We start from the raw sequence: 25,496 nt of genomic DNA, 5'->3' as shown, positions 1-25,496 counted from the left end.
CGCGGACCCGAAGCACGGAGTACACGATGACAACCCCCAACGACAAACTCGTTGATGCGCTGCGGGCCTCGCTGAAGGAAACCGAGCGGCTGCGTCGGCAGAACCAGCAGCTCACCGACGCGTCCCGGGAACCGATCGCCATCATCGGCATGAGCTGCCGGTTCCCCGGCGGCGTACGGTCGCCGGAGGAGCTGTGGCAGCTCGTCGCGGGCGGCCAGGACGCCATCTCGGGGTTCCCCGCCGACCGTGGCTGGGACCTCGACGCGCTGTACGACCCGGACCCGGAGCGGCAGGGCACGTTCTACGCCCGCGGGGGCGGCTTCCTGTACGACGCGGACCAGTTCGACCCGGGATTCTTCGGCATCTCGCCGCGTGAGGCGCTCGCCATGGACCCGCAGCAGCGGCTGCTGCTGGAGACATCCTGGGAGGCGTTCGAGCGGGCCGGGATCGACCCGGCGACCATGCGGGGCTCGCGCACCGGTGTGTTCGTCGGAGCCTCCACGCAGGCCTACGGGGCCGGTGGGTACGACCTGCCGGAGGGCGTCGAGGGCCATCTGCTGACCGGCACCGCCTCCAGCGTCGCGTCCGGGCGGCTCTCGTACACCTTCGGTCTGGAGGGCCCGGCGGCCACCATCGACACCGCCTGCTCGTCCTCCTCGGTCGCGCTGCATCTGGCGGTCCAGGCGCTGCGGCAGAGCGAATGCTCGCTCGCGCTGGCGGCGGGCGTGACCGTGCTGTCCTCCCCGGACGTGTTCGTGGAGTTCAGCCGGCAGCGCGGGCTGTCCGCCGACGGCCGGTGCAAGTCCTTCGCGGCGTCGGCGGACGGCACCGGCTGGTCCGAGGGTGTCGGCGTGCTGCTGGTGGAGCGGCTGTCCGACGCGCGGCGCAACGGCCACCCGGTGCTGGCGGTGGTGCGCGGCTCGGCCGTCAACCAGGACGGTGCGAGCAACGGCCTGACCGCGCCGAACGGCCCCTCCCAGCGGCGCGTCATCCGCCAGGCCCTGGAGAACGCCCGCCTCACCCCCGCCGATGTGGACGCGGTGGAGGCGCACGGCACCGGGACGATGCTGGGCGACCCGATCGAGGCCCAGGCGCTCATCGCCACGTACGGCCAGGACCGGCCGGAGGGGCGGCCGCTGTGGCTCGGCTCCCTGAAGTCGAACATCGGCCACACCCAGAACGTGGCCGGTATCGGCGGCGTCATCAAGATGGTCATGGCGATGCGGCACGGTGTGCTGCCGAAGACGCTGCATGTGGACGAGCCGACCCCGCATGTCGACTGGTCGGCGGGTGAGGTGTCGCTGCTGACCGAGGCCCGGCCGTGGCCGGAGACCGGTCAGCCGCGTCGTGCGGGCGTCTCGTCGTTCGGCGTGAGCGGGACCAATGTCCACACGATCATCGAGCAGGCGCCGGAGGCCGAACCGGTGGCGGAGCGGACCGAACCCGCCGCGGTGGCCCCCGTCCTGCCGTGGGTGCTGTCGGGGCGCGGCGGCGAGGCGACACGCGCCCAGGCCGAACGGCTGCTCACCTTCCTGCGGAACCCCGAGGACGGGGCCACCGTGCCCGGCGTCCTCGACATCGCCTACTCGCTGGCCACGACCCGGGCGGCGTTCGACCACCGCACGGTGATCGTCGCGAGCGACCGGGACGGTTTCCTGGCCCGGCTGGAAGCCCTGGCCGCCGGACAGACGGTGCCGGGCCTGGTCCAGGGCTCGCCGGTGACCGGAAAGCTCGCCTTCCTGTTCACGGGGCAGGGGAGCCAGCGGCTGGGGATGGGGCGTGAGCTGTATGAGGCGTATCCGGTGTTCGCGGAGGCGCTGGACGCGGTGTGCGCGGAGCTGGACCCGCATCTCGAACGGCCGTTGAAGAGTGTGCTGTTCGGTGATGACGCCGAGGCGCTGGACCGGACGGGGTTCACCCAGCCCGCGCTGTTCGCGGTGGAGGTGGCGCTGTTCCGGCTGGTGGAGGCGTGGGGGCTGCGGCCCGATTTCCTGTCGGGTCATTCGATCGGTGAGCTGGCGGCGGCGCATGTGGCGGGTGTGCTTTCGCTCGCCGACGCGTGCACGTTGGTGGCGGCTCGTGGGCGGTTGATGCAGGAGCTTCCGGCGGGTGGCGCGATGGTCGCCGTCCAGGCGTCGGAGGACGAGGTGGCGCCGCTGCTGACCGAGCGGGTGAGCATCGCGGCCGTCAACGGGCCCACCTCTGTGGTCATCGCGGGTGATGAGGACGCGGCTCTGGAGATCGCCGCGTCGTTCGAGGCGCAGGGTCGTAAGACCAAGCGGCTCACGGTCAGCCACGCGTTCCACTCGCCGCGGATGGACGGGATGCTGGAGGCGTTCCGTGAGGTGGCGCAGGGGCTGTCGTACGAGGCCCCGCGTATCCCCATCGTGTCCAACCTGACCGGCACCCTCATCTCTGCTGAGGAGGTCACCAGCCCCGGTTTCTGGGTGCGGCATGTCCGTGAGGCCGTGCGGTTCTTCGATGGTGTGCGCACGCTCGAGGCTCAGAATGTGACGACGTTCCTGGAGCTGGGTCCGGATGGTGTGCTCGCGGCCATGGGGGAGGAGTGTGTCGCGGGGGCCGGGGTTTCTTTTGTGCCGGTGCTGCGGGGGGATCGTTCCGAGGCCGAGTCGTTGACGGTGGCGGTCGCGCGGGCGCATGTGCGCGGTGTGGCGGTGGACTGGAACGCGTTCTATGCCGGTAGTGGCGCGACGCGGGTCGAGCTGCCGACCTACGCGTTCCAGCGCCGCCGGTACTGGCTTGAAGCCCCTCCGGAGGCAGCGGCGTCGGGAGCCCCGGCCGTCAACGTGGTCGAGGGGCGCTTCTGGGAGGCGGTGGAACGCGGGGACTGGGAGGCGCTCGCCGGTGAACTGCGGGTCGAGGGCGATCAGCCGCTGAGCGCGGTGCTGCCCGCCCTGTCGTCGTGGCGTCGTGAGCAGCAGGATGTGGCCACGGTCGGCGGTCGTCTCTACCACGTCGTCTGGCGGCCCCAGACCCGTTCGGGAGGCGGTCCGTCGGGGACGGCCGCTCTGACGGGTACCTGGTTGCTGGCCGTTCCGGCCGGTCGTGCGGACGATCCCTGGGTTGCCGCGGTGGCGGATGACCTGGTGCGGCGCGGGGTGCGGGTGGTGCGGGCCGAGCTGGACGCGGCCGACGCCGATCCGGAACCGCTCGCCGGACGGCTCGCGTCGGCGGCGGCCGATGGTCCGGTGGCCGGTGTCCTGTCGTTCCTGGGGCTGGATGAGCGGCCGCATCCGGAGCATCCGGCGGTGCCGGTCGGCCTGGCGCTGACCGGTGCGCTGGCCGAAGCGCTGGAACAGCGGGACGGCTATGCCTCGGCGCGGATGTGGTGTGTGACCCGGGGTGCGGTCTCGACCGGTGGTGCGGACCGGCTCGACAGCGTGACGCAGGCGCAGCTCTGGGGCTTCGGCCGGGCCGCGGGGCTGGGGTGGCCGGAGCGGTGGGGCGGTCTGGTCGATCTGCCGGAGTCGCTGGACGGACGTGCGCTGGACCGGCTCGCGGGTGTGCTGACGGGGGTGAGCGGCGAGGACCAGGTGGCGATCCGCGCCGCCGGGGTTTTCGTACGGCGTGTGGTGCGGGCTCCGCGGGACGCGGCCCCCGTCGAGCCGTGGACGCCGCGTGGCACGGTGCTGGTGACCGGCGGTACGGGCGCGTTGGGGCAGCATGTGGCCCGCTGGCTGGCACGGAACGGCGCGGAGCGGCTGGTGTTGCTCAGCCGCCGTGGCCCCGAGGCCCCGGGGGCGGCCGAGATCGTGGCCGAGCTGTCCGGGTCCGGTACCGCCGTGGACGTCGAGGCGTGCGATGTGGCCGACCGTGAGGCGCTTGAGGCGCTGGTGGAGAGGCTTGCGGCGAGCGGTGCGCCGGTGCGGGCCGTGGTGCACGCGGCCGGTGTCTCCCAGGAGCCCGGCACCGACGGGGACCTGTCGGAATTCGCCCGTATCGTGCGGGCGAAGACGGCCGGGGCGATCCACCTCGACAGCATCTTCGACGAGTCGTCCGACCCCCTGGACGCCTTCATCCTCTTCTCCTCCATCGCCGGTATCTGGGGCAGCGGCTTCCAGGGCGCGTACTCCGCGGGTAACGCGTTCCTGGACGCGCTGGCCGAGCGGCGCCGGGCGCGCGGCCTGCCCGCGACCGCCGTGGCCTGGGGCCCGTGGGCGGAGGGTGGTATGGCCGCCGAGGGCGACGCCGAGGAGCAGCTGCGCCGCCGTGGCCTGCGGGCGATGGCGCCGGATCTGAACCTGGTCGCTCTCCAGCGGGCGCTGTCCGGCCCGGAGGCCGTCGTGACGGTGGCGGATGTCGACTGGGAGCTGTTCCTGTCGACGTTCACCGCTGTCCGGCCGAGTCCGTTGCTGACCGAGCTGGCGCCCGTGCGGGACGCCGGCGGACGGGATTCCGGCGGGCGTGGTGAGGGCGGTGCCGAGTCGGCTTCCGCGCTGACCGAGCGGCTGCTCGGACTGCCCGAAGCGGAGCGGAAGCGTGCGCTGCTGGATCTGGTGCGTACGCATGTCGCGGGTGTGCTGGGCCATGCCGATGTGGCGGAGGTCAGCGCTGAACGGGCGTTCCGGGAGATCGGTTTTGATTCGCTGACCGCGGTGGAGCTGCGGAACGGTCTGAACGCGGTCACTGATCTGCGGCTTCCTGCCACGCTCATCTACGACTACCCGACGCCGATCGCCCTTGCCGATCATCTGTTCACCGAGCTTCTCGGCGGACAGGTGGCCGGCGCCGACGGCCCCGCCGTGGCCGGGACCGTGGTGGCCGATGACGAGCCGATCGCGATCGTGGCGATGAGCTGCCGGTTCCCGGGGGGCGTGCGGACTCCCGAGGAGCTGTGGCAGCTGCTCATGGCCGGTACGGACGCGGTCTCGGGTATGCCCACGGACCGGGGCTGGGACCTGGAGGCGCTGTACGACCCGGACCCCGACCAGCCGGGCACCTCGTACGCTCGTGACGGCGGGTTCCTCGACGACGCGGCGGAGTTCGACGCGGCGTTCTTCGGGATCTCGCCGCGTGAGGCGCTCGCCATGGACCCGCAGCAGCGGCTGCTGCTGGAGACGTCCTGGGAGGCGTTCGAGCGGGCCGGGATCGACCCGGCGACGCTGCGTGGCGCGACGGCCGGTGTCTTCGTCGGCACCAATGGCCAGGACTATCTGTCGGTGCTGTTGGGCGGTGAGCAGGACGGCATCGACGGCCATGTGGGTACGGGCAACGCGGCCAGTGTGATCTCGGGCCGGCTGGCGTACACCTTCGGTCTGGAGGGCCCGGCCCTCACCATCGACACCGCCTGCTCCTCCTCGTTGGTCGCCCTGCACACGGCCGTCCAGGCGCTGCGGGCCGGTGAGTGCTCGATGGCGCTGGCCGGCGGTGTGACCGTGATGTCCACCCCTGGCGCGTTCGTCGAGTTCAGCCGTCAGCGGGGGCTCGCGCGGGACGGCCGGGTCAAGGCGTTCGCGGCGGGCGCGGACGGCACGGGCTGGGGCGAGGGTGTGGGCATGCTGCTGGTGGAGCGGCTGTCGGACGCCCAGCGCAACGGCCACCCGGTACTGGCGGTGGTGCGCGGTACGGCGGTGAACCAGGACGGCGCGTCGAACGGTCTGACGGCGCCGAACGGCCCGTCGCAGCAGCGGGTGATCCGGCAGGCGCTGACGAACGCGGGTCTGTCGGCCGCCGACGTGGACGTGGTGGAGGCCCACGGCACGGGTACGGCGCTGGGTGACCCGATCGAGGCGCAGGCGCTGCTGGCCACCTACGGCCAGGGCCGTCCCGAGGACCGGCCGTTGTGGCTGGGGTCGGTGAAGTCGAACCTCGGCCATACACAGGCGGCCGCGGGTGTTGCCGGTGTGATGAAGATCGTGCTGGCGATGCGGCACGGTGTGCTGCCGCGGACGTTGCATGTGGATGAGCCGACCCCGCATGTCGACTGGTCGGCGGGCGACATCGAGTTGCTGACCGAGGCCCGGCCGTGGCCGGAGACCGGTCAGCCGCGTCGTGCGGGCGTCTCCTCGTTCGGCTTCAGCGGTACCAACGCCCATGCGGTGCTGGAGCAGGCGCCGGTGGTCGAGGTGGAGTCGGCCGGGCCAGCGGCCGGGGAGGAGGGGGGCCCGGCGGGCGGTGCGCTGCCGATGGTCCTCTCGGGCAAGACGGTGGAGGGGCTGCGGGCGCAGGCCGGGCGGCTGCGCGACCACCTCGTGCGGGAGAACGACGTCCGGTTGGTGGATCTCGGCTTCTCCCTGGCTGTCGGCCGGTCGGCGCTCGAGGAGCGGGCGGCGGTGGTCGCGGAGGACCGGGACGGGTTGCTGGCCGGGTTGGAGGCGCTCGCGGAGGGGCGTGCCGCCGCCGGGACGGTTCAGGGGTCGGTGACCGGCGGCCGGGTGGCGTTCCTGTTCACGGGGCAGGGGAGCCAGCGGCTGGGGATGGGCCGTGAGCTGTATGAGGCGTATCCGGTGTTCGCGGACGCGCTGGATGAGGTGTGTGCGCATCTGGACGCCCATCTGGAGCGTCCGTTGCGGGATGTGCTGTTCGGTGATGACGCCGAGGCGCTGGATCGGACGGGGTTCACCCAGCCCGCGTTGTTCGCGGTGGAGGTGGCGCTGTTCCGGCTGGTGGAGGCGTGGGGGCTGCGGCCCGACTTCCTCTCGGGTCATTCGATCGGTGAGCTGGCGGCGGCGCATGTGGCGGGTGTGCTCTCGCTCGCCGACGCGTGCACGTTGGTGGCGGCTCGTGGGCGGTTGATGCAGGAGCTTCCGGCGGGTGGCGCGATGGTCGCCGTCCAGGCGTCGGAGGACGAGGTGGCGCCGCTGCTGACCGAGCGGGTGAGCATCGCGGCCGTCAACGGGCCGACGTCGGTGGTCATCGCGGGTGATGAGGACGCGGCTCTGGAGATCGCCGAGTCGTTCGAGGCGCAGGGTCGTAAGACCAAGCGGCTCACCGTCAGCCATGCGTTCCACTCGCCGCGGATGGACGGGATGCTGGAGGCGTTCCGTGAGGTGGCCGAGGGGCTGACGTACGAGGCCCCGCGTATCCCCATCGTGTCGAACCTGACGGGCGAGCTGGTTTCCGCTGAGGAGGTCACCAGCCCCGGTTTCTGGGTGCGGCATGTCCGTGAGGCCGTGCGGTTCTTCGATGGTGTGCGCACGCTCGAGGCTCAGAATGTGACGACGTTCCTGGAGCTGGGTCCGGATGGTGTGCTCGCGGCCATGGGGGAGGAGTGTGTCGCGGGGGCCGGGGTTTCTTTTGTGCCGGTGCTGCGGGGGGATCGTTCCGAGGCCGAGTCGTTGACGGTGGCGGTCGCGCGGGCGCATGTGCGCGGTGTGGCGGTGGACTGGAACGCGTTCTACGCCGGTAGTGGCGCGACGCGGGTCGAGCTGCCGACCTACGCGTTCCAGCGCCGCCGGTACTGGCCGCGGGTGTCGTCGCTGTTCTTGGGTGATGTGGCCGCCGTGGGCCTGGGCGAGGCGGGGCACCCGCTGCTGGGGGCGACGGCTGAGCTGCCGGACGTGGACGGGACGCTGTTCACCGGCCGGCTGGCGCTGTCCACCCATCCGTGGTTGGCGGAGCACACCATCTTGGACACGGTTCTGCTGCCGGGCACGGCTCTTGTGGAGTTGGCGGTCCGGGCCGGTGACCAGGTGGGGTGTGACCATCTGGAAGAGCTGACGCTGGAAGTGCCCTTGGCCCTGCCCGAGCAGGGGGGTGTGCAGGTGCGGCTCGTCGTCGGCGCCGCCGACGACGCGGGCCGGCGGTCGTTGTCGTTGCACTCCCGTCCGGAGGGTCTGCCGGCCGAGGAGCCGTGGACTCGGCATGCCAGTGGTGTGCTGTCGTCCGGTGGCCGGCCGGAGGCGTCCTTCGAGTGGAGCGCGTGGCCTCCGGCGGACGCGGTCGAGCTGGATCTCGACGGCCGCTATGAGGGCTTGTGGGATATCGGTTTCGCGTATGGGCCGGTGTTCCAGGGGTTGCGCAGGGCGTGGCGGCGCGGTGGTGAGATCTTCGCCGAGGTGACGCTGCCCGAGGACGCGGTGGAGGAGGCGGGCCGGTACGGTCTGCACCCGGCGTTGCTGGATTCCGCTCTGCATGCCGTGGGGCTCGAGGGGCTGGGCAATACCGGTGGGGAAGGGCGGCTGCCGTTCGCGTGGCGCGGGGTGTCGCTGTACGCGAGTGGTGCTTCGGCGCTGCGGGTGCGCCTGGCCCCCGCGGGCACCGAAGGCGTCCGGCTGGAGATCGCGGATACGGCTGGGGTGCCGGTCGCCCTGGTGGAGGCGTTGAGGCTGCGCCCGGTCTCCGCCGAGCAGGTGCGGAGTGCGCGTACGGAGTACCACGAGTCGCTGTTCCGCCTGGAGTGGACCGAACTCGCGGGTGTGGCCGGTACCGATGACCGCGGTCGGTGGGCGGTGCTGGGCTCCGGCGACCTCACGCGTGGCGCGGCAGGCGTGGGCACCGATGTCGCGGCGTACGCGGATCTCGCGGAGTTGACCGCGGCGATCGAGTCCGGTGCGGCCGTACCGCGGGTCGTGCTGGCGTCGCCGTCCGCACGGGGCGGCGAGGACGTGGCCGGCGCCGCGCACCAGGCCGCCGCCGAGGCGCTGGCGCTGGTGCAGGCATGGCTGGACGACGAGCGGCTCGCGGACGCGCGGCTGGCGGTGCTGACCTCGGGGGCGCTGGCCGCCGGGGCCGGTGAGCCGGTGGCGGACCTGGCGGGCGCTGCGGTGCGGGGTCTGCTGCGTACCGCGCAGTCCGAGAACCCGGACCGCTTCGTCCTGATCGACGTCGATGGCCGTCAGGAATCGCTCGCCGCGCTGCCCGCGGCGCTGGAGAGCGGCGAGCCCGACATCGCGATACGGCAGGGTGTCCTCAAGACTCCGCGGCTCGCCCGCGCCACGTCCGTGGCCGACAGCCGCGCCCCGCGATGGAGTCCGGACGGCACGGTGCTGGTCACCGGTGCCGGCGGCTCGCTGGGCGGCCTGTTCGCCCGGCGTCTGGTGGCCGAGCACGGTGTACGGCGTCTGCTGCTGGTGAGCCGCCGTGGCGAGGCAGCGCCCGGCGCCGCCGAGCTGACCGCTGAGCTGGCCGGTTCGGGTGCGGAGGTGGCCTGGGCGGCGTGTGATGTGGCGGACCGGGACGCCCTGGCCGCGACCCTCGCCGCCGTTCCCGCCGAGCATCCGCTGACGGCCGTCGTGCACACCGCCGGTGTGCTGGACGACGGGGTGATCGGTTCGCTGACACCGGAGCGGCTGGCGGGGGTGCTGCGCCCGAAGGTGGACGCGGCCTGGAATCTGCATGAGCTGACCCAGGACCTGGACCTGACGGCATTCGTGCTGTTCTCGTCGGTGGCCGGGGTGTTCGGCAGCCCGGGACAGGCCAACTACGCCGCCGCCAACGCCTTCCTGGACGCGCTGGCGCGGCACCGTGCGGCACATGGCCTGCCCGCCACCTCCCTGGCGTGGGGCCTGTGGGCCGGTGGCGGTATGGGCGACACGCTCGACGAGGCCGATATCGCCCGTATGCGGCGGGCCGGACTCCCCCCGCTGCCCGTGGCGGAGGGCCTGGCACTGTTCGACACCGCGCTGTCCATGGGCGAGGCGTCCCTGGTGCCGATGCGCGTGGACCTCGCGGGCTTGCGCACGCAGGCCGCGGCGGGTGCCATCTCGCCGCTGCTGCGCGGTCTGGTGCGGGTACCGGGGCGGCGTGCGGTGGATGCCGCCGCCGGGGCGGGCGAGCCGGATCTGACGCGGCGGCTCTCGGGGCTGTCGGGGCCGGAACAGGAGCGGCTGCTGCTGGATCTGGTCCGTGGGCAGGTGGCGACGGTGCTCGGGTACGCGGGCCCGGAGGCCATCGGATCCGGGCGGGCGTTCAAGGAGTTGGGCTTCGATTCGCTGACGGCGGTCGAGCTGCGTAATCACCTCAACACGGTGACCGGTCTGCGGTTGCCCGCCACCCTGGTCTTCGACTACCCGGACCCGGCGGTCCTCGCCCGCCATCTGCGGACCGAGCTGGTGGGCGATCAGGCGGACGAGGGCACGGCGGCCCCCGCGCCGACCGTGGCCGTCGCCGACGACGACGCGATCGCCATCGTGGGGATGAGCTGCCGCTACCCGGGCGGGGTCAGCACCCCCGAGGAGCTGTGGCAACTCGTCATGGACTCCGTGGACGCCGTCTCCGACTTCCCGGCCGACCGTGGCTGGGACCTGGACGGGCTGCGGAGCGACGACCCCGGCAAGGCGGGCACCAGCTCCACGAGCCAGGGCGGTTTTCTCCACGACGCGGCGGACTTCGACGCGGCGTTCTTCGGGATCTCGCCGCGTGAGGCGCTCGCCATGGACCCGCAGCAGCGGCTGCTGCTGGAGACGTCGTGGGAGGCGCTCGAGCGGGCCGGGATCGACCCGGCGGCGGTGCGCGGCAGCAGGACCGGTGTCTTCGCCGGCGTCATGTACCACGACTATCTGTCGCGCCTGAACGCCGTCCCCGAGGGGCTCGAAGGCTATCTGGGCACCGGCTCCGCGGGCAGTGTCGTCTCCGGCCGGATCGCCTACACCTTCGGGTTCGAAGGTCCCGCGGTCACCATCGACACCGCCTGCTCCTCGTCGCTGGTGGCTCTGCATCTGGCCGCACAGGCGCTGCGCAACGGCGAGTGCTCGCTCGCCCTGGCCGGTGGCGTCACCGTCATGGCCACCCCGGACACCTTCATCGACTTCAGCCGCCAGGGGGGTCTGTCGACCAGCGGCCGCTGCAAGTCCTTCGCGGCCTCGGCGGACGGTACGGGCTGGGCCGAGGGCGCGGGCATGCTGCTCGTGGAGCGGCTGTCGGACGCACGGAAGAACGGGCACCGGGTGCTGGCGGTCGTCCGGGGCACCGCCATCAACCAGGACGGCGCCAGCAACGGCCTGACCGCGCCGAACGGCCCGTCCCAGCAGCGCGTCATCCGGCAGGCGTTGGCCAACGCCCGGTTGACCACCGCGGACGTCGACGTGGTGGAGGCGCACGGTACGGGGACGAAGCTGGGCGACCCGATCGAGGCGCAGGCGCTGCTGGCCACCTACGGCCAGAACCGTCCCGAGGACCGGCCGCTGTGGCTGGGCTCCATCAAGTCCAACATCGGCCACACCCAGGCCGCCGCCGGTGTCGCGGCCGTCATCAAGATGATCATGGCGATGCGCCACGGTGTGCTGCCGCGGACACTGCACATCGACGAGCCCACCCCGCACGTCGACTGGTCGGCGGGCGACATCGAGCTGCTGACCGAGGCCCGGCCGTGGCCGGAGCTCGGCCGGCCGCGCCGGGCGGGCGTCTCGTCCTTCGGCGTGAGCGGTACGAACGCGCACATCGTCCTGGAGCAGCCCCCGGCCCCCGAGGAGACCGCCGTCGCCGGCCCGGCGACGGAGCTGCCGGCGGTGCCGTGGGTGCTCTCGGGCACGTCCGAGGCCGCCCTGCGCGGCCAGGCCGAGCGGCTCCTGGCCCATCTCGGCACCCACCCCGAGCTGGACACCACGGACGTCGGCTACACGCTGGCGACGGGCCGGGCGGCGCTGGAGCGGCGCGCGGTGGCCGTCGGCGAGGACCGCGCCGGACTGCTGTCCGCTCTGGAAGCGCTGGTGCGTGGCGAGTCGGCGGCCGGGCTCGTTCAGGGCTCGGTGGCCGAGGGCAAGGTGGCGTTCCTGTTCACGGGGCAGGGCAGCCAGCGGCTGGGGATGGGGCGTGAGCTGTACGACGCCTACCCGGTGTTCGCGGAGGCGCTGGACGCGGTGTGCGACGCGCTGGACGCGCATCTGGCACGGCCGCTGAAGACGGTGCTGTTCGGGGACGACGCCGAGGCGCTGGACCGGACCGGGTTCACCCAGCCCGCGCTGTTCGCGGTCGAGGTGGCGCTGTTCCGGCTGGTGGAGGCGTGGGGTCTGCGGCCCGATTTCCTGTCCGGGCATTCGATCGGTGAGCTGGCGGCGGCGCATGTGGCGGGTGTGCTGTCCCTCGCCGACGCGTGCACGTTGGTGGCGGCTCGTGGGCGTCTGATGCAGGAGCTTCCGGCGGGTGGCGCGATGGTCGCGGTGCAGGCGTCCGAGGACGAGGTGGCGCCGCTGCTGACCGAGCGGGTGAGCATCGCCGCCGTCAACGGTCCGGCCTCCGTGGTCATCGCGGGTGATGAGGACGCGGCGCTGGAGATCGCGGCGGGCTTCGAGGCCCAGGGCCGTAAGACCAAGCGGCTCACGGTCAGCCACGCGTTCCACTCGCCTCGTATGGACGGGATGCTGGAGGCGTTCCGTGAGGTGGCCGAGGGGCTCACCTACGAGGCCCCGCGCATCCCCATCGTGTCCAACCTGACCGGCGATGTCGTCTCCGCCGAGGAGATCACGACCCCCGGCTTCTGGGTGCGTCACGTCCGGGAAGCGGTCCGCTTCTTCGACGGCGTCCGCGCTCTCGAAGCCCAAGGTGCCACCACCTTCGTGGAGTTGGGCCCCGACGGTGTGCTCACCGCGATGGCCCAGGAGTGCGTGTCCGGCGACGCCGCGGCCTTCGTCCCGGCGCTCCGCAAGGGACGCACCGAGCCGGACTCGCTGACGGCCGCCCTCGCCGCGCTGCACACCCGGGGGCTCGCCCTGGACTGGCGGTCGTTCTTCGCCGGGACGGGGGCCCGTGGGGTCGAGCTGCCGACCTACGCCTTCCAGCGGCAGCGCTTCTGGGTGGAGGACCCGGAAGAGGTCCGCGCGGCCGTCGCGGCGAGGGATTCCGTGGACGCCCGGTTCTGGGAGGCCGTGGAGCGCGAGGACCTGGAGGCCCTCGCCGGGACGCTCCAGTCCGAGGACGACGGCGCGCTCTCCTCGCTGGGCGCCGTCCTGCCGATGCTGTCCTCGTGGCGCCGCCGCCAGGGCGAGCGCTCCACCGTGGACGCCTGGCGCTACCAGGTGGCCTGGAAGCCGGTGGCCGTCCGCGCCGAGGCGACGCCGACCGGCCGCTGGCTGGTCGTCGCCCCGGCCGACGCGGTGGACGGCGGGGTGGACGGCCCGCTGGCCGAGGGGGTGATACGGACGCTGTCCGCGCGCGGCGCCGAGGTTCAGCGGGTCGAGCTGACCGCCGAGGACCGTACGGGCATGGCCGAGCGGCTGGGCGAGGCCGTCGCCGACGCGCCGGTGGCCGGTGTGTTCGCGCTGCCGTCCCTCGCCGGGGGCGCCGGGGGCGTCGAGGGCGCCGACGGACTGGTCCGTACGGCCGCCCTGGCGCAGGCGCTGGGCGACCTGGGCGTGGCCGGGCCGCTGTGGGTGGCCACGCGTGGCGCGGTCTCCACCGGCCGGTCCGACGGCCCGGTGGACCCGTGGCAGGCACGGGTCTGGGGCCTGGGCCGGGTCGCCGCCTTGGAGCTGGCCGAGCGGTGGGGCGGTCTGGTCGACCTGCCGGAGACGGTGGACGACCGGGCGCTGTCGCGGCTGGTGGGTGTGCTGGCCGGGGGCGGCGGCGAGGACCAGGTGGCGGTACGCGCCACCGGTGTCTTCGGGCGCCGGCTGACCCGGGCCGCCGGGTCCTCGCACGGCCGCGACTGGCGGCCGGGTGCCGGTTCGGTGCTGGTGACCGGCGGGACGGGCGTGTTGGGTGCGCATGTGGCGCGCTGGCTGATCGACAAGGGTGCCGAGCATGTGGTGCTCACCAGCCGCCGGGGCCTCGACGCCCCCGGTGCGGCCGGGCTGCGGGACGAACTCGCCGCCTCGGGCGCCCGGGTCACCGTCGCGGCCTGCGACGCCGCCGACCGTGAGGCGCTGGCCGCGCTGATCGCAGGGCTTCCGGCCGGACTGCCGCTGACGGCGGTCGTCCACGCGGCCGGGGTGCTGGACGACGGCGTCCTGGAGTCGCTGACCCCTGAGCGTTTCGCCTCCGTGCTGCGCGCCAAGGCCGACGCCGCGGCCAATCTGCACGAGCTGACCCGGGACCTGGACCTGACGGCCTTCGTCCTGTTCTCCTCGTTCGCGGGCTCGGTCGGCGCCGCGGGCCAGGCCAACTACGCCGCCGCCAACGCCTTCCTGGACGCGCTCGCCGAGCGGCGCCGGGCCGAGGGCCTGCCCGCCACCTCGGTGGCCTGGGGCCCGTGGGCCGAGGGCGGGATGGCCGCGGACGACGCGCTGGAGCAGCGCATGCGCCGCTCCGGTGTGCCGCCGATGGCGGCGGACCTGGCCATCGCCGCGCTCCAGCGCGCCCTGGACCTGGACGAGACCGCGGTGACGGTCGCGGACATCGACTGGGAGCGGCTGGCCCCGGGCTTCACCGCTTCCCGGCCGAGCCCGCTGCTGCTGGAGCTGCCCGAGGTGCGTACGGCGCTGGAGGCCGAGGGCCGCCGGGCGGCCACGACCGGTGGCGGCGCCGACGAGTCCGCGCTGGCCCGGCGGCTCGGGGAGGCCCCGGCGGCGGAGCGCGAGCGGATACTGCTGGACCTGGTGCGCTCCGCCGTGGCCGCTGTGCTCGGCCACTCCGACGCGGAGGCGGTGGAGGCCGACCGGGCGTTCCGGGAGCTGGGCTTCGATTCGCTGACCGCCGTGGAGCTGCGCAACCGGCTGAACACCGTGACCGGGCTGCGGCTGCCGCCGACCCTGGTGTACGACTACCCCTCGTCCTCGGCGCTCGCCGCCCATCTCCGTACCGAGATCCTGGGCGAGGAGAGCGCGGCCGAGGCGATGGGCGGTGCCTCGTCCATGGGCGTGGCCGTGGCCGACGATCCGATCGCGATCGTGGGCATGAGCTGCCGGTTCCCGGGTGGGGTGCGGTCGCCCGAGGAGCTGTGGCGGCTGCTGGTGTCCGGCCAGGACGCGGTGACGGGCTTCCCGGCCGACCGCGGCTGGGACCTGGAGTCGCTCTACGACCCGGACTCCGCCTCCGTGCACACCAGCTATGTGAGCGAGGGCGCATTCCTCTCCGACGCCGGGGACTTCGACGCGGCGTTCTTCGGGATCTCGCCGCGTGAGGCGGTGGCGATGGACCCGCAGCAGCGGCTGCTGCTGGAGACGTCCTGGGAGGCGTTCGAGCGGGCCGGGATCGACCCGACCACGCTGCGCGGCCAGCAGGTCGGCGTGTTCGCGGGCACCAACGGCCAGGACTACATGTCGCTCGTCCTCAACACGCCGGACGGCGGCGACGGGTTCCTGGGGACGGGTAACGCGGCCAGTGTGATGTCCGGCCGGGTGGCGTACGCGCTGGGTCTTGAGGGTCCGGCGGTGACGGTGGACACGGCGTGTTCGTCGTCGCTGGTGGCGTTGCACTGGGCGATGCAGGCGTTGCGGGCGGGTGAGTGCTCGTTGGCGCTGGCCGGTGGTGTGACGGTGATGTCGACGCCGGGTGCGTTCGTGGACTTCAGCCGGCAGCGCGGTCTCGCGGCGGACGGGCGGATCAAGGCGTTCGCGGCGGGTGCGGATGGCACGGGCTGGGGCGAGGGTGTGGGCATGCTGCTGGTGGAGCGGCTGTCGGATGCCCGGCGCAACGGCCATGAGGTGCTGGCGGTGGTGCGTGGATCCGCGATCAATCAGGACGGTGCGTCCAATGGTCTGACCGCGCCGAACGGTCCGTCGCAGCAGCGGGTGATCCGGCAGGCGCTGGCGGGTGCGGGTCTGTCCCCGTCCGAGGTGGACGCGGTCGAGGCGCATGGCACGGGGACGACGCTGGGCGACCCGATCGAGGCGCAGGCGCTGCTGGCCACCTACGGCCAGGAGCGCGAGGCGGACCGGCCGTTGTGGCTCGGCTCCATCAAGTCCAATATCGGGCACACGCAGGCCGCGGCGGGTGTGGCGGGTGTGATGAAGATGGTGCTGGCGCTGCGTCACGGTGTGCTGCCGCGGACGCTCAACGTCGATGAGCCCACTCCGCACGTGGACTGGTCGTCGGGCGCGGTCGCGCTGTTGACCGAGGCGCGGGAGTGGCCGGAGACCGGCCGTCCGCGCCGGGCGGCGGTGTCCTCGTTCGGTATCAGCGGCACCAACGCCCACACCATCATCGAGCAGGCCCCGGCCCACGAGGAGCCGGAGCCGCGCCCTGCCGGCGCCGGTCCGGTGGTGCAGCTGCCGACGGTGCCCTGGGTGCTGTCCGGCAAGTCCGAGGCGGCTGTGCGCGCTCAGGCCGGGCGGCTTCTGGCCCATCTCGGCGACAACGCCGAGCCGGCCGCCACCGATGTGGCGTACTCGCTCGCCACGACCCGCGCCGCCCTGGACCACCGGGCCGTGCTCATCGCGGACGGCGGCGAAGGGCCGCTGGCCGGCCTCGCGGCGCTGGCCCGCGGTGAGTCCGAGGTGCCGGGCCTGGTCCAGGGCTCGGTGACGGCCGGTGGCAAGGTGGCGTTCCTGTTCACGGGGCAGGGGAGTCAGCGGCTGGGGATGGGGCGTGAGCTGTACGACGCCTTCCCGGTGTTCGCGGACGCGCTGGACGAGGTGTGCGCCCATCTGGACGCGCATCTGGAGCGGCCGCTGCGGGATGTGCTCTTCGGGGATGACGCGGCGGTACTGGACCGGACGGAGTTCACTCAGCCCGCGCTGTTCGCGGTCGAGGTGGCGCTGTTCCGGCTGGTGGAGGCGTGGGGGCTGCGGCCCGATTTCCTGTCCGGTCATTCGATCGGTGAGCTGGCCGCCGCGCATGTGGCGGGTGTGCTGTCCCTCGCCGACGCGTGCACGTTGGTGGCGGCGCGTGGCCGGTTGATGCAGGAGCTTCCGGCGGGTGGCGCGATGGTCGCGGTGCAGGCGTCGGAGGACGAGGTGGCGCCGCTGCTGACCGAGCGTGTCTCGATCGCCGCGCTGAACGGGCCCAGCTCCGTCGTCATCGCGGGTGATGAGGACGCGGCGCTGGAGATCGCGGCGGGCTTCGAGGCCCAGGGCCGTAAGACCAAGCGGCTCACGGTCAGCCACGCGTTCCACTCGCCCCGTATGGACGGGATGCTGGACGCCTTCCGTGAGGTGGCCGAGGGGCTGACGTACGAGGCCCCGCGCGTCCCGATCGTCTCCAACCTCACCGGAGACGTCGTCTCCGCCGAGGAGATCACCAGCCCCGGCTTCTGGGTGCGCCACGTCCGCGAGGCGGTCCGCTTCCTCGACGGTGTCCGCACCCTCGAAGCCCGAGGTGTCACCACCTTTGTCGAGCTGGGCCCCGACGGTGTCCTCACCGCCATGGCCCAGGACTGCCTTGCCGAGCCCGACGTGGCGGAGCTGCTGCCCGCGCTGCGTCAGGGCAGGCCGGAGGCCGAGGCGGTGACCGGCGCCCTCGCCCGGCTGTACGTCCGCGGCCCGGTCCCGGACTGGGAGGCGTTCTTCGCCGGTACGGGGGCGCGGAAGACCGCGCTGCCGACGTACGCCTTCCAGCGCAGCCGCTACTGGGCCGATGCCCTGCTCAACCTGGACGAGGTCGCTTCGGTGGGGCTCGGCTCGGCCGGTCATCCGCTGCTGGGCGCGGCGGTGGAACTGCCCGACGCGGACGCGTACGTCTTCTCCGGGCGGCTGTCGCTCGCCTCGCACGCGTGGCTGGCGGACCGCACGGTCGCGGACACGGCCGTACTGCCCGATTCCGCGTTCGTGGAGCTGGCGGTGCGCGCCGGGGACCATGTGGGCTGTGCGGTACTGGCGGAGCTGACCCTGGACCAGCCGCTGATCCTGCCGGAGCGCGGCGGGGTGCGGCTGCGGGTGTCGGTCGGTGAGCCGGACAAGGACGGCCGTCGTCCGCTCGCCGTGTACTCGCGTCCGGAGCGTTCGGAGGCGGACCGGCCGTGGACGCGGCACGCGGCCGGTGTGCTCGCCTCGGGCGAGGTCCCGGCGGGTGCCGGCGCCGAGCCGCTGTCCGTCTGGCCGCCCGCCGACGCGGAAGCCGTGGAGACCGACGTGCTGTACGCGGAGATGGCGCGCGCCGGGCTGCTGCACGGCCCGGCGTTCCAGAGCCTGCGCCGCGTCTGGCGGCGTGGCGAGGAGCTGTTCGCGGAGGTCCGCCTGGCGGAGGAGCGGCGGCCCGACGCCGCCCGCTTCGCCCTGCACCCGGCCCTGCTGGACGGTGCGCTCCAGCCGCTCGCGCTGGGTGCGGAGGGTGCCACGACGGCGAGGTCCTGGCGCGGGGTGAGCCTGTACGCGGTCGGCGCCGAGGCGCTGCGCGTACGGCTGGCACCGGCCGGGGACGGCGCGGTATCGATGGTGGCGGCCGACGAGGCGGGTGCGCTTGTCGCCTCGGTGGACGCGCTGGTCACCGAGGCGCTGGAGGTGGACCGGATCGCCGGTGCGGCCACGTCCGACCGGCACGGTTCGCTGTTCCGGATCGACTGGACGCCGGTGGTGGCGCCCGCGGAGGCCGGGCCGGCCGGATTCGCCGTCGTCGGCGGCGATGAACTCAAGCTGAGTGTGGCCCTGGAGACGACCGGGTTCGGCGTCACGGTCCACGACGACCTCCGCTCGCTGAACGCGGCGGTCGAGGCGGGCGGGCCCGCGCCGGACACCGTGCTGGTGCCGTTCCCGCCCGAGCCGGGCACCGCGGAAGGCGGCCTTGTCGCCGGTGCGCACACGGCCACCCACCGCGCCCTGGGCCTGGTCCAGGAGTGGCTGAACGGCGGGCGGCCCGGCTCCGCCCGGCTGGTGGTGGTCACCCGCGGCGCGGTCGCCGCGGCCGGTGACCCGGCGGTGGCGGACCTGGTGAACGCCCCGGTGTGGGGTCTGCTGCGGTCCGCGCAGCGGGAGAACCCCGGCCAGTTCGTCCTGCTCGACGTGGACGGCGAGGTGTCCTACCCGGCGATCGCGGCGGCCCTGGAGACGGACGAGCCCGAGCTGGCGCTGCGCGCCGGGGCGGTGTACGCGCCACGTCTGGCCAGGACCGAGGCGGGCGAGCCGGTCCGGAAGGCCGTCGACCCGGACGGAACCGTGCTGATCACCGGCGCCACCGGTGGTCTGGGCAGGCTGTTCGCCCGCCATCTGGTCACCGCGCACGGCGCCCGCCACCTGTTGCTGACCAGCCGTAGCGGCCCCGCCGCCGACGGCATGGCCGAACTGGTCGCGGACCTCGCCGAGCTGGGCGCCGAGGCCACCGTCGCCGCCTGCGACGCGGCCGACCGGGAGGCGCTGGCCAGGCTGCTGGCGGCGATTCCCGCCGACCGTCCGCTGACGGCCGTGGTGCACACCGCGGGCGTCCTCGACGACGGCGTCATCGACATGCAGACGCCGGAGCGCGTGGACACCGTGCTGCGGCCCAAGGTCGACGCGGCGGTCCATCTGCATGAGCTGACCCGGGATCTGGACCTCTCCGCCTTCGTGCTCTTCTCGGCCGCGGCCGGCACGCTGGGCGGAGCGGGCCAGGGCGGTTACGCCGCGGCGAACGTCTTCCTGGATGCCCTCGCCGGACACCGCCGCGCCACCGGCCGTACCGCGCTGTCCCTGGTGTGGGGCATGTGGGCCGAGGAGCGCGGCATGGGCGGGCGGCTCGGCGCGGCCGACCACAAGCGAGTGGCGCGCGGTGGGGTGCTGCCGCTGTCCGCCGAGGAGGGGCTCGCCCTGTTCGACGCGGCGCACGCCGTGCCGGACGAGGCGGTGCTGGTGCCCGTACGGCTGGAGATGGCGACGCTGCGCGGCGCCGCCGCCACGGGGCAGTTGCTGCCGCTCTACCGCGGACTGGTGCGCACTCCCGTGCGCCGCGCCGCGACCAGCGGTCCCGCCGCCCCCGAGGCCGTGTCGGAGACCGGGGAGGGCACCCTGGCCCAGCAGCTGGCGCGGCAGTCGGAGGCCCAGCGGCAGCGGACCGTGCTGGACCTGGTCCGGCGTCAGGTGGCCGCCGTCCTCGGCTACGCGTCGAAGGAGCAGGTGGGCGCCGAGCAGGCGTTCAAGGAGTTGGGTTTCGACTCGCTGACCGCCGTGGAACTGCGGAATCGCCTGAACGCGGCCACCGGGCTGCGGCTGGCGGCGACGCTGGTCTACGACTACCCGACACCGGTGGCGCTCGCCCGCCATCTGCGCCAGGAAGTGGCGCCGGAGGCCGACGGCACCGGAGCGCCCGTACTGGAGGAGCTGGAGCGGCTGGAGAACAGCCTGTCCTCGCTGACACCGGACGATCTGGCGTCGATGGCGGAGGACGAGGCCGCGCATGCGAACATCGCGGTGCGCCTGCAGACGCTGCTGGCGAAGTGGAACGATGTGCGTCGCACCGCGGACGACGCCGGGGCGGATGCCGGGGCGGACACGTTCGAAGAGGTCAGTGACGACGAACTCTTCGACTTCATCGACAAGAGGTTCGGCAACGGCTGAAGCGCGGCGGCACCCCCATCCGAACCTCCCGACGATCCAGAGCATTGCGAATAGGTGAACGTCCATGGCGACTGCGAACGAAGCCAAGCTCCGCGAATATCTGAAGAAGGTCACCACCGATCTCACCGCCGCCCACCGGCGGCTGAAGGAAGTCGACGACCAGGCCCATGAGCCGATCGCGATCGTGGGCATGAGCTGCCGCTTCCCCGGCGGTGTCCGCGGCCCCGAGGAGCTGTGGCAGCTCATGGCCTCCGGTGGCGAGGCGCAGACGGAGTTCCCGGCCGACCGCGGCTGGGACCTCCAGAACCTGTTCGACCCGGACCCGGACACCCCGGACACCACCTACACCCGCGAGGGCGGATTCCTCGACGACGCCACCCGCTTCGACGCGGCGTTCTTCGGGATCTCGCCGCGTGAGGCGGTGGCGATGGACCCGCAGCAGCGGCTGCTGCTGGAGACGTCCTGGGAGGCGTTCGAGCGGGCCGGGATCGACCCGGCCAGCCTGCGCGGCAGCCGGACCGGTGTCTTCGCGGGCATGAACGCGTCCGACTATCTGACGGTGGCGCTCGACGCCGAGGACGACTTCGGCGGACACCTCGGCACCGGCAACGCCGCCAGCGTCGTCTCCGGCCGGCTCTCCTACACCTTCGGCCTGGAGGGCCCGGCGGTCACCGTCGACACCGCCTGCTCGGCGTCGCTGGTGGCGCTGCACCTGGCCGTCCAGTCGCTGCGGCTGGGCGAATGCTCGCTCGCGCTGGCGGGCGGCGTCCATGTGATGTCCACCCCCGGTCTGTTCATCGAGTTCAGCCGTCAGCGCGGACTGTCCAAGGACGGCCGCTGCAAGGCGTTCTCGGCGGACGCGGACGGCTTCGGACCGGCCGAGGGCGTGGGCGTCCTGCTGCTGGAGCGGCTCTCGGACGCCCGCCGCAACGGCCACAAGGTGCTGGCCGTGGTGCGCGGCTCGGCCGTCAACCAGGACGGTGCGAGCAATGGTCTGACGGCGCCGAACGGGCCGTCCCAGCAGCGCGTGATCCAGCAGGCGCTGGCCAACGCCCGGCTGTCCGCGAGCGATGTGGATGTCGTCGAGGCGCATGGCACGGGGACGTCGCTGGGCGACCCGATCGAGGCGCAGGCGCTGCTCGCCACCTACGGCCAGGACCGGCCCGAGGAACTGCCCCTGCTGCTGGGGTCGGTGAAGTCCAACATCGGCCACACCCAGGGCGCCGCGGGCATCGCCGGGGTGATGAAGATGGTGCTGGCGATGGAGCACGGGGTGGTGCCCGAGTCGCTGCACATCGCCGAGCCGTCCCCGCACATCGACTGGTCGGCCGGGAAGGTGGCACTGGTGAGGTCGGCCACGCCGTGGCCGGAGACCGGCCGTCCGCGCCGGGCGGCGGTGTCCTCGTTCGGTTTCAGCGGCACCAACGCGCACACCATCATCGAGCAGGCCCCCGCCGAGGAGCCGGAGCCCGTGGAACTGGTGTCCAAGCAGCCGGGTGTGCTGCCGTGGATGCTCTCCGGCAAGAGCGAGGTGGCGCTGCGCGCCCAGGCCCGTAGGCTGCTGGACCGGCTCCACGACGAACCCGCGCTGCGCCCGGTGGACATCGGCTTCTCGCTGGCCACCACCCGCTCCGCGCTGGACCACCGCGGCGTGGTCCAGGGCCGGGACCGCGAGGAACTGATGGCCGGGCTGACCGCCCTCGCGGACGGCGGCATGGCCGCCGGTGTGGAGCGGGGCGCCGTGGTGGCCGGTCAGACGGCGTTCGTGTTCCCGGGGCAGGGGTCGCAGTGGGTGCGGATGGGCGTGGGGCTGATGGACGCCTCGCCCGTTTTCGCGGCGCGGATCGAGGAGTGTGCGGCCGCGTTGGGGGAGTTCACCGACTGGTCGTTGGTGGATGTGCTGCGGGGTGCGGAGGGTGCGCCGTCGCTGGAGCGGGTGGATGTGGTCCAGCCGGTGTTGTTCGCGGTGATGGTGTCGCTGGCGGAGCTGTGGCGTTCGCTGGGGGTGGTCCCGGCGGCGGTGATCGGTCACTCGCAGGGTGAGATCGCGGCGGCGTGCGTGGCAGGCATCCTGTCCTTGAAGGACGCGGCGCGTGTGGTGGCGCTGCGCAGCCAGGCTATTGGCCGGGTGCTGGCGGGTAAGGGCGGCATGGTGTCGGTGGCGCTTCCGGTGGCGCAGGTGCGGGAGCGGATCGCGCCGTGGGGTGAGGAGCGGATCTCGGTCGCCGCTGTCAATGGGCCGTCGTCGGTGGTGGTGTCGGGTGAGCCGACCGCGCTGGACGAGCTGGTCGCCGCGTGTGAGGCGGATGAGGTGCGGGCGCGTCGGGTGCCGGTGGACTACGCCTCGCACTCGGCGCAGGTGGAGTTGCTCCGGGAGGAGTTGCTGGAGCTGCTGGCGCCGGTGCAGCCGAAGGCCGCTGAGGTGCCGTTCCTGTCGACGGTGACGGGGGAGTGGGTCGAGGGTCCGGAGCTGGGCGCCGAGTACTGGTTCACCAATCTGCGGCGCACGGTGGAGCTGGAGGGCGCGGTCCGGCGGTTGCTGGACGAGGGGTTCGGTGTGTTCATCGAGTCCAGTGCGCATCCGGTGTTGACGATGGGTGTGCAGGAGACCGCCGAGGACGCCGGTATGGAGGCGGCCGCGATCGGTTCGCTGCGGCGTGACGAGGGAGGTTTGGACCGGTTCTGGGCCTCCGTCGGCGAGGCGTGGACGCGCGGTGTGGCGGTGGACTGGGAGGCGGTGTTCGACGGCACCGGCGCGCGCCGTATCGGCCTGCCCACCTACGCCTTCCAACAGCAGCGCTACTGGCCCGAGGCCGCGCCCGCGCGGGCGGCGGGGGAGACCCGGCACGACGCCGTAGAGGCGAAGTTCTGGGCCGCGGTGGAGGCCGAGGACTGGCAGACGCTGGCCGCCGAGCTGACCGTGGCCGGCGATCAGCCGATGAGCGACCAGCCGATGAGCGCCGTCCTGCCCGCCCTGGCGTCCTGGCGCAAGCAGACCCGTGAGCAGTCCGTCGTGGACGGCTGGCGCTACCGCGTCACCTGGAAGCCGCTCGCCGAGGAGCGGTCCGCGCGGCTGTCCGGCGGCTGGCTCGTCGTCGCGCCGGCCACCGGGGAAGAGCCGGCCACCGAGGACACCTGGACGGACGCCGTGGCCGGGGTGCTCGCCGAACGCGGCGCCGACGTGCGGCGGATCGCCGTGGACACCGCGACGTACGGCCGGGAGGAGCTGGCCGAGCGGCTGCGCACCGCGCTCGCCGAGAGCGACGGCGCCTCGTTCGCCGGGGTGGTCTCGCTGCTGGCCCCGGCCGCGGGCGCACACCCCGGACACGCCTCCCTGCCCGCCGGAACGGCCGCCCAGCTCGCGCTGATCCAGGCCCTCGGCGACGCCGGGATCGACGCGCCGCTGTGGTGCCTGACGCGCGGCGCGGTCTCCGTCGGCGGCTCGGACCGGCCGGCCTCCCCCGAGCAGGCGCTCGTCTGGGGTCTGGGCCGAGTGGCCGCGCTGGAGCACCTGGAGCGCTGGGGCGGTCTGATCGACCTGCCCGAGGCGCCCGACGAGCGCTCCCTGGCCCGGCTGGTGGGCCTCCTGGCGTCCGACGGCGACGACGACCAGGCGGCGATCCGCGCCGCGGGCGTCTACGGGCCCCGCCTGGTGCGCGCCCCGCTGGCCGCCACGCCCGCCGTACGGGCCTGGCAGCCCACCGGCACCACGCTGGTCACCGGCGGTACGGGACGGCTCGGCGGGCAGATCGCCCGGTGGCTGGCCCGCAACGGCGCCGACCACCTGGTGCTGGCGAGCCGCCGGGGCGCGGACGCCCCCGGGGCGGTCGAGCTGGCGGCCGAGCTGACCGGGCTGGGCGCCAAGGTCACCCTCGCCGCATGCGATGTGACCGACCGCGCGGCGCTCGCCGATACCCTCGCGGCCATCCCGGCCGACCAGCCGCTGACGGCCGTCGTGCACTCCGCCGCGGTCATCGAGGACGGGGTGATCGAGGGCCTGACCCCGGATCAGGTCGAGCGGGTGCTGCGGCTGAAGGTGGACGCCACGCGCCACCTCCACGAGCTCACCCGGGACCTGGACCTGACCGCGTTCGTGCTGTGCTCGCACTTCTCCGCCACCTTCGGCGCCCCCGGGCAGGGCAACCAGGCGCCCGGCAACGCCTTCCTGCACGCCTTCGCCGAGCAGCGCCGTGCCGACGGGCTGCCCGCCACCACGCTGACCTTCGGCCCGTGGGGCGACGGCACCACGGTGGACGGCGCCGTCGGTGACCGGATGCGCCGCCACGGCATCAACGAGATGGCGCCCGAACCGGCCACGGCCACGCTCCAGCACGCACTGGACCGCGACGAGACCGCGCTGACCGTCATCGACATGGACTGGCGGCGCTTCACCCTCGCCTTCACCGCCGACCGGCCGCGCCCGCTGCTGCACGACCTGCCCGAGGCCCGCGAGGTCATCGAGGAAATGCGGGCCGACGCGGCCGAGGACGCCGCCGCCGGGGCGGCACTGGCGGGACAGCTCGCGGGGCTGCCCGAGACCGAGCGGGAGCGGGTGCTGCTCGATCTGGTGCGCAGTGCGGTGGCCGCCGTACTGGGTCACTCCGGCGCCGAGGCGATCGAGGCGGGCCGGGCCTTCAAGGACCTGGGATTCGACTCACTGACCGCGGTCGAACTCCGTAACCGGCTGGGCGCCGCGAGCGGGCTGAAGCTGCCCCCGTCCCTGGTCTTCGACCACCCGACGCCGGCCGCGGTGGCCGCCTATCTGCGGGCCGAAATCGCGCCCGACGAGGCGGCCGGCGGCGCCGCGCTGCTGGAGGAGCTGGACAAGCTGGAGACCACGCTCACCGGCAGCGCGCCCGACAACATCACCCGGGCCCGGATCACCATGCGGCTGCGGTCGTTGCTGGCCAAGTGGGACGAGTCGGACGGTACGGCGGTCACCGCCGAGCCCGCGGCGGCGCCGTCGGAAGGACCGGCGAAGGAGACGGTCGGCGCCGATGAGCTCCAGTCGGCCAGTGACGAGGAGCTCTTCGCATTCATCAACAAGGGTCTCGGAAGGGCGTGACGGGAATTCCGCTATTGACGTCGTTCTCGATATCGGACAGGATTTTCCCTACCCTTCAATAGAGTTGTGAAATACCGGCTGCCCCCTATACCTCCTTGGATCCCCAGGGGGTCATAGGGGGCAGTTAGGGGTTGGCGTGAGGATTAGTTTGCGCATAGCCTCTGAGCGAGAAGTCGACTCATTGTTTGTTGGTT

At 73.3% G+C, this 25,496-nt stretch carries 2 protein-coding genes; both read left to right on the top strand.

Translation table 11 applies throughout. The annotated features are described in order from the left end of the window. Positions 1-26: 26 nt before the first annotated feature. Complete coding sequence (locus N6H00_RS14545; RefSeq protein WP_443072950.1) at positions 27-20,237, top strand: type I polyketide synthase; 20,211 nt, start codon at positions 27-29, stop codon at positions 20,235-20,237. Positions 20,238-20,337: 100 nt separating this feature from the next. Then, the gene (locus N6H00_RS14540) at positions 20,338-25,302 is read left to right on the top strand and encodes a type I polyketide synthase (RefSeq protein ID WP_443073213.1); all 4,965 of its coding nucleotides are present in this window, start codon (positions 20,338-20,340) and stop codon (positions 25,300-25,302) included. Positions 25,303-25,496: the final 194 nt, after the last annotated feature.

It is taken from the genome of Streptomyces sp. S465 (assembly GCF_026898115.1).
Taxonomy (GTDB): domain Bacteria; phylum Actinomycetota; class Actinomycetes; order Streptomycetales; family Streptomycetaceae; genus Streptomyces; species Streptomyces luomodiensis.
This window is presented reverse-complemented; position numbering and strand designations above follow the sequence as displayed.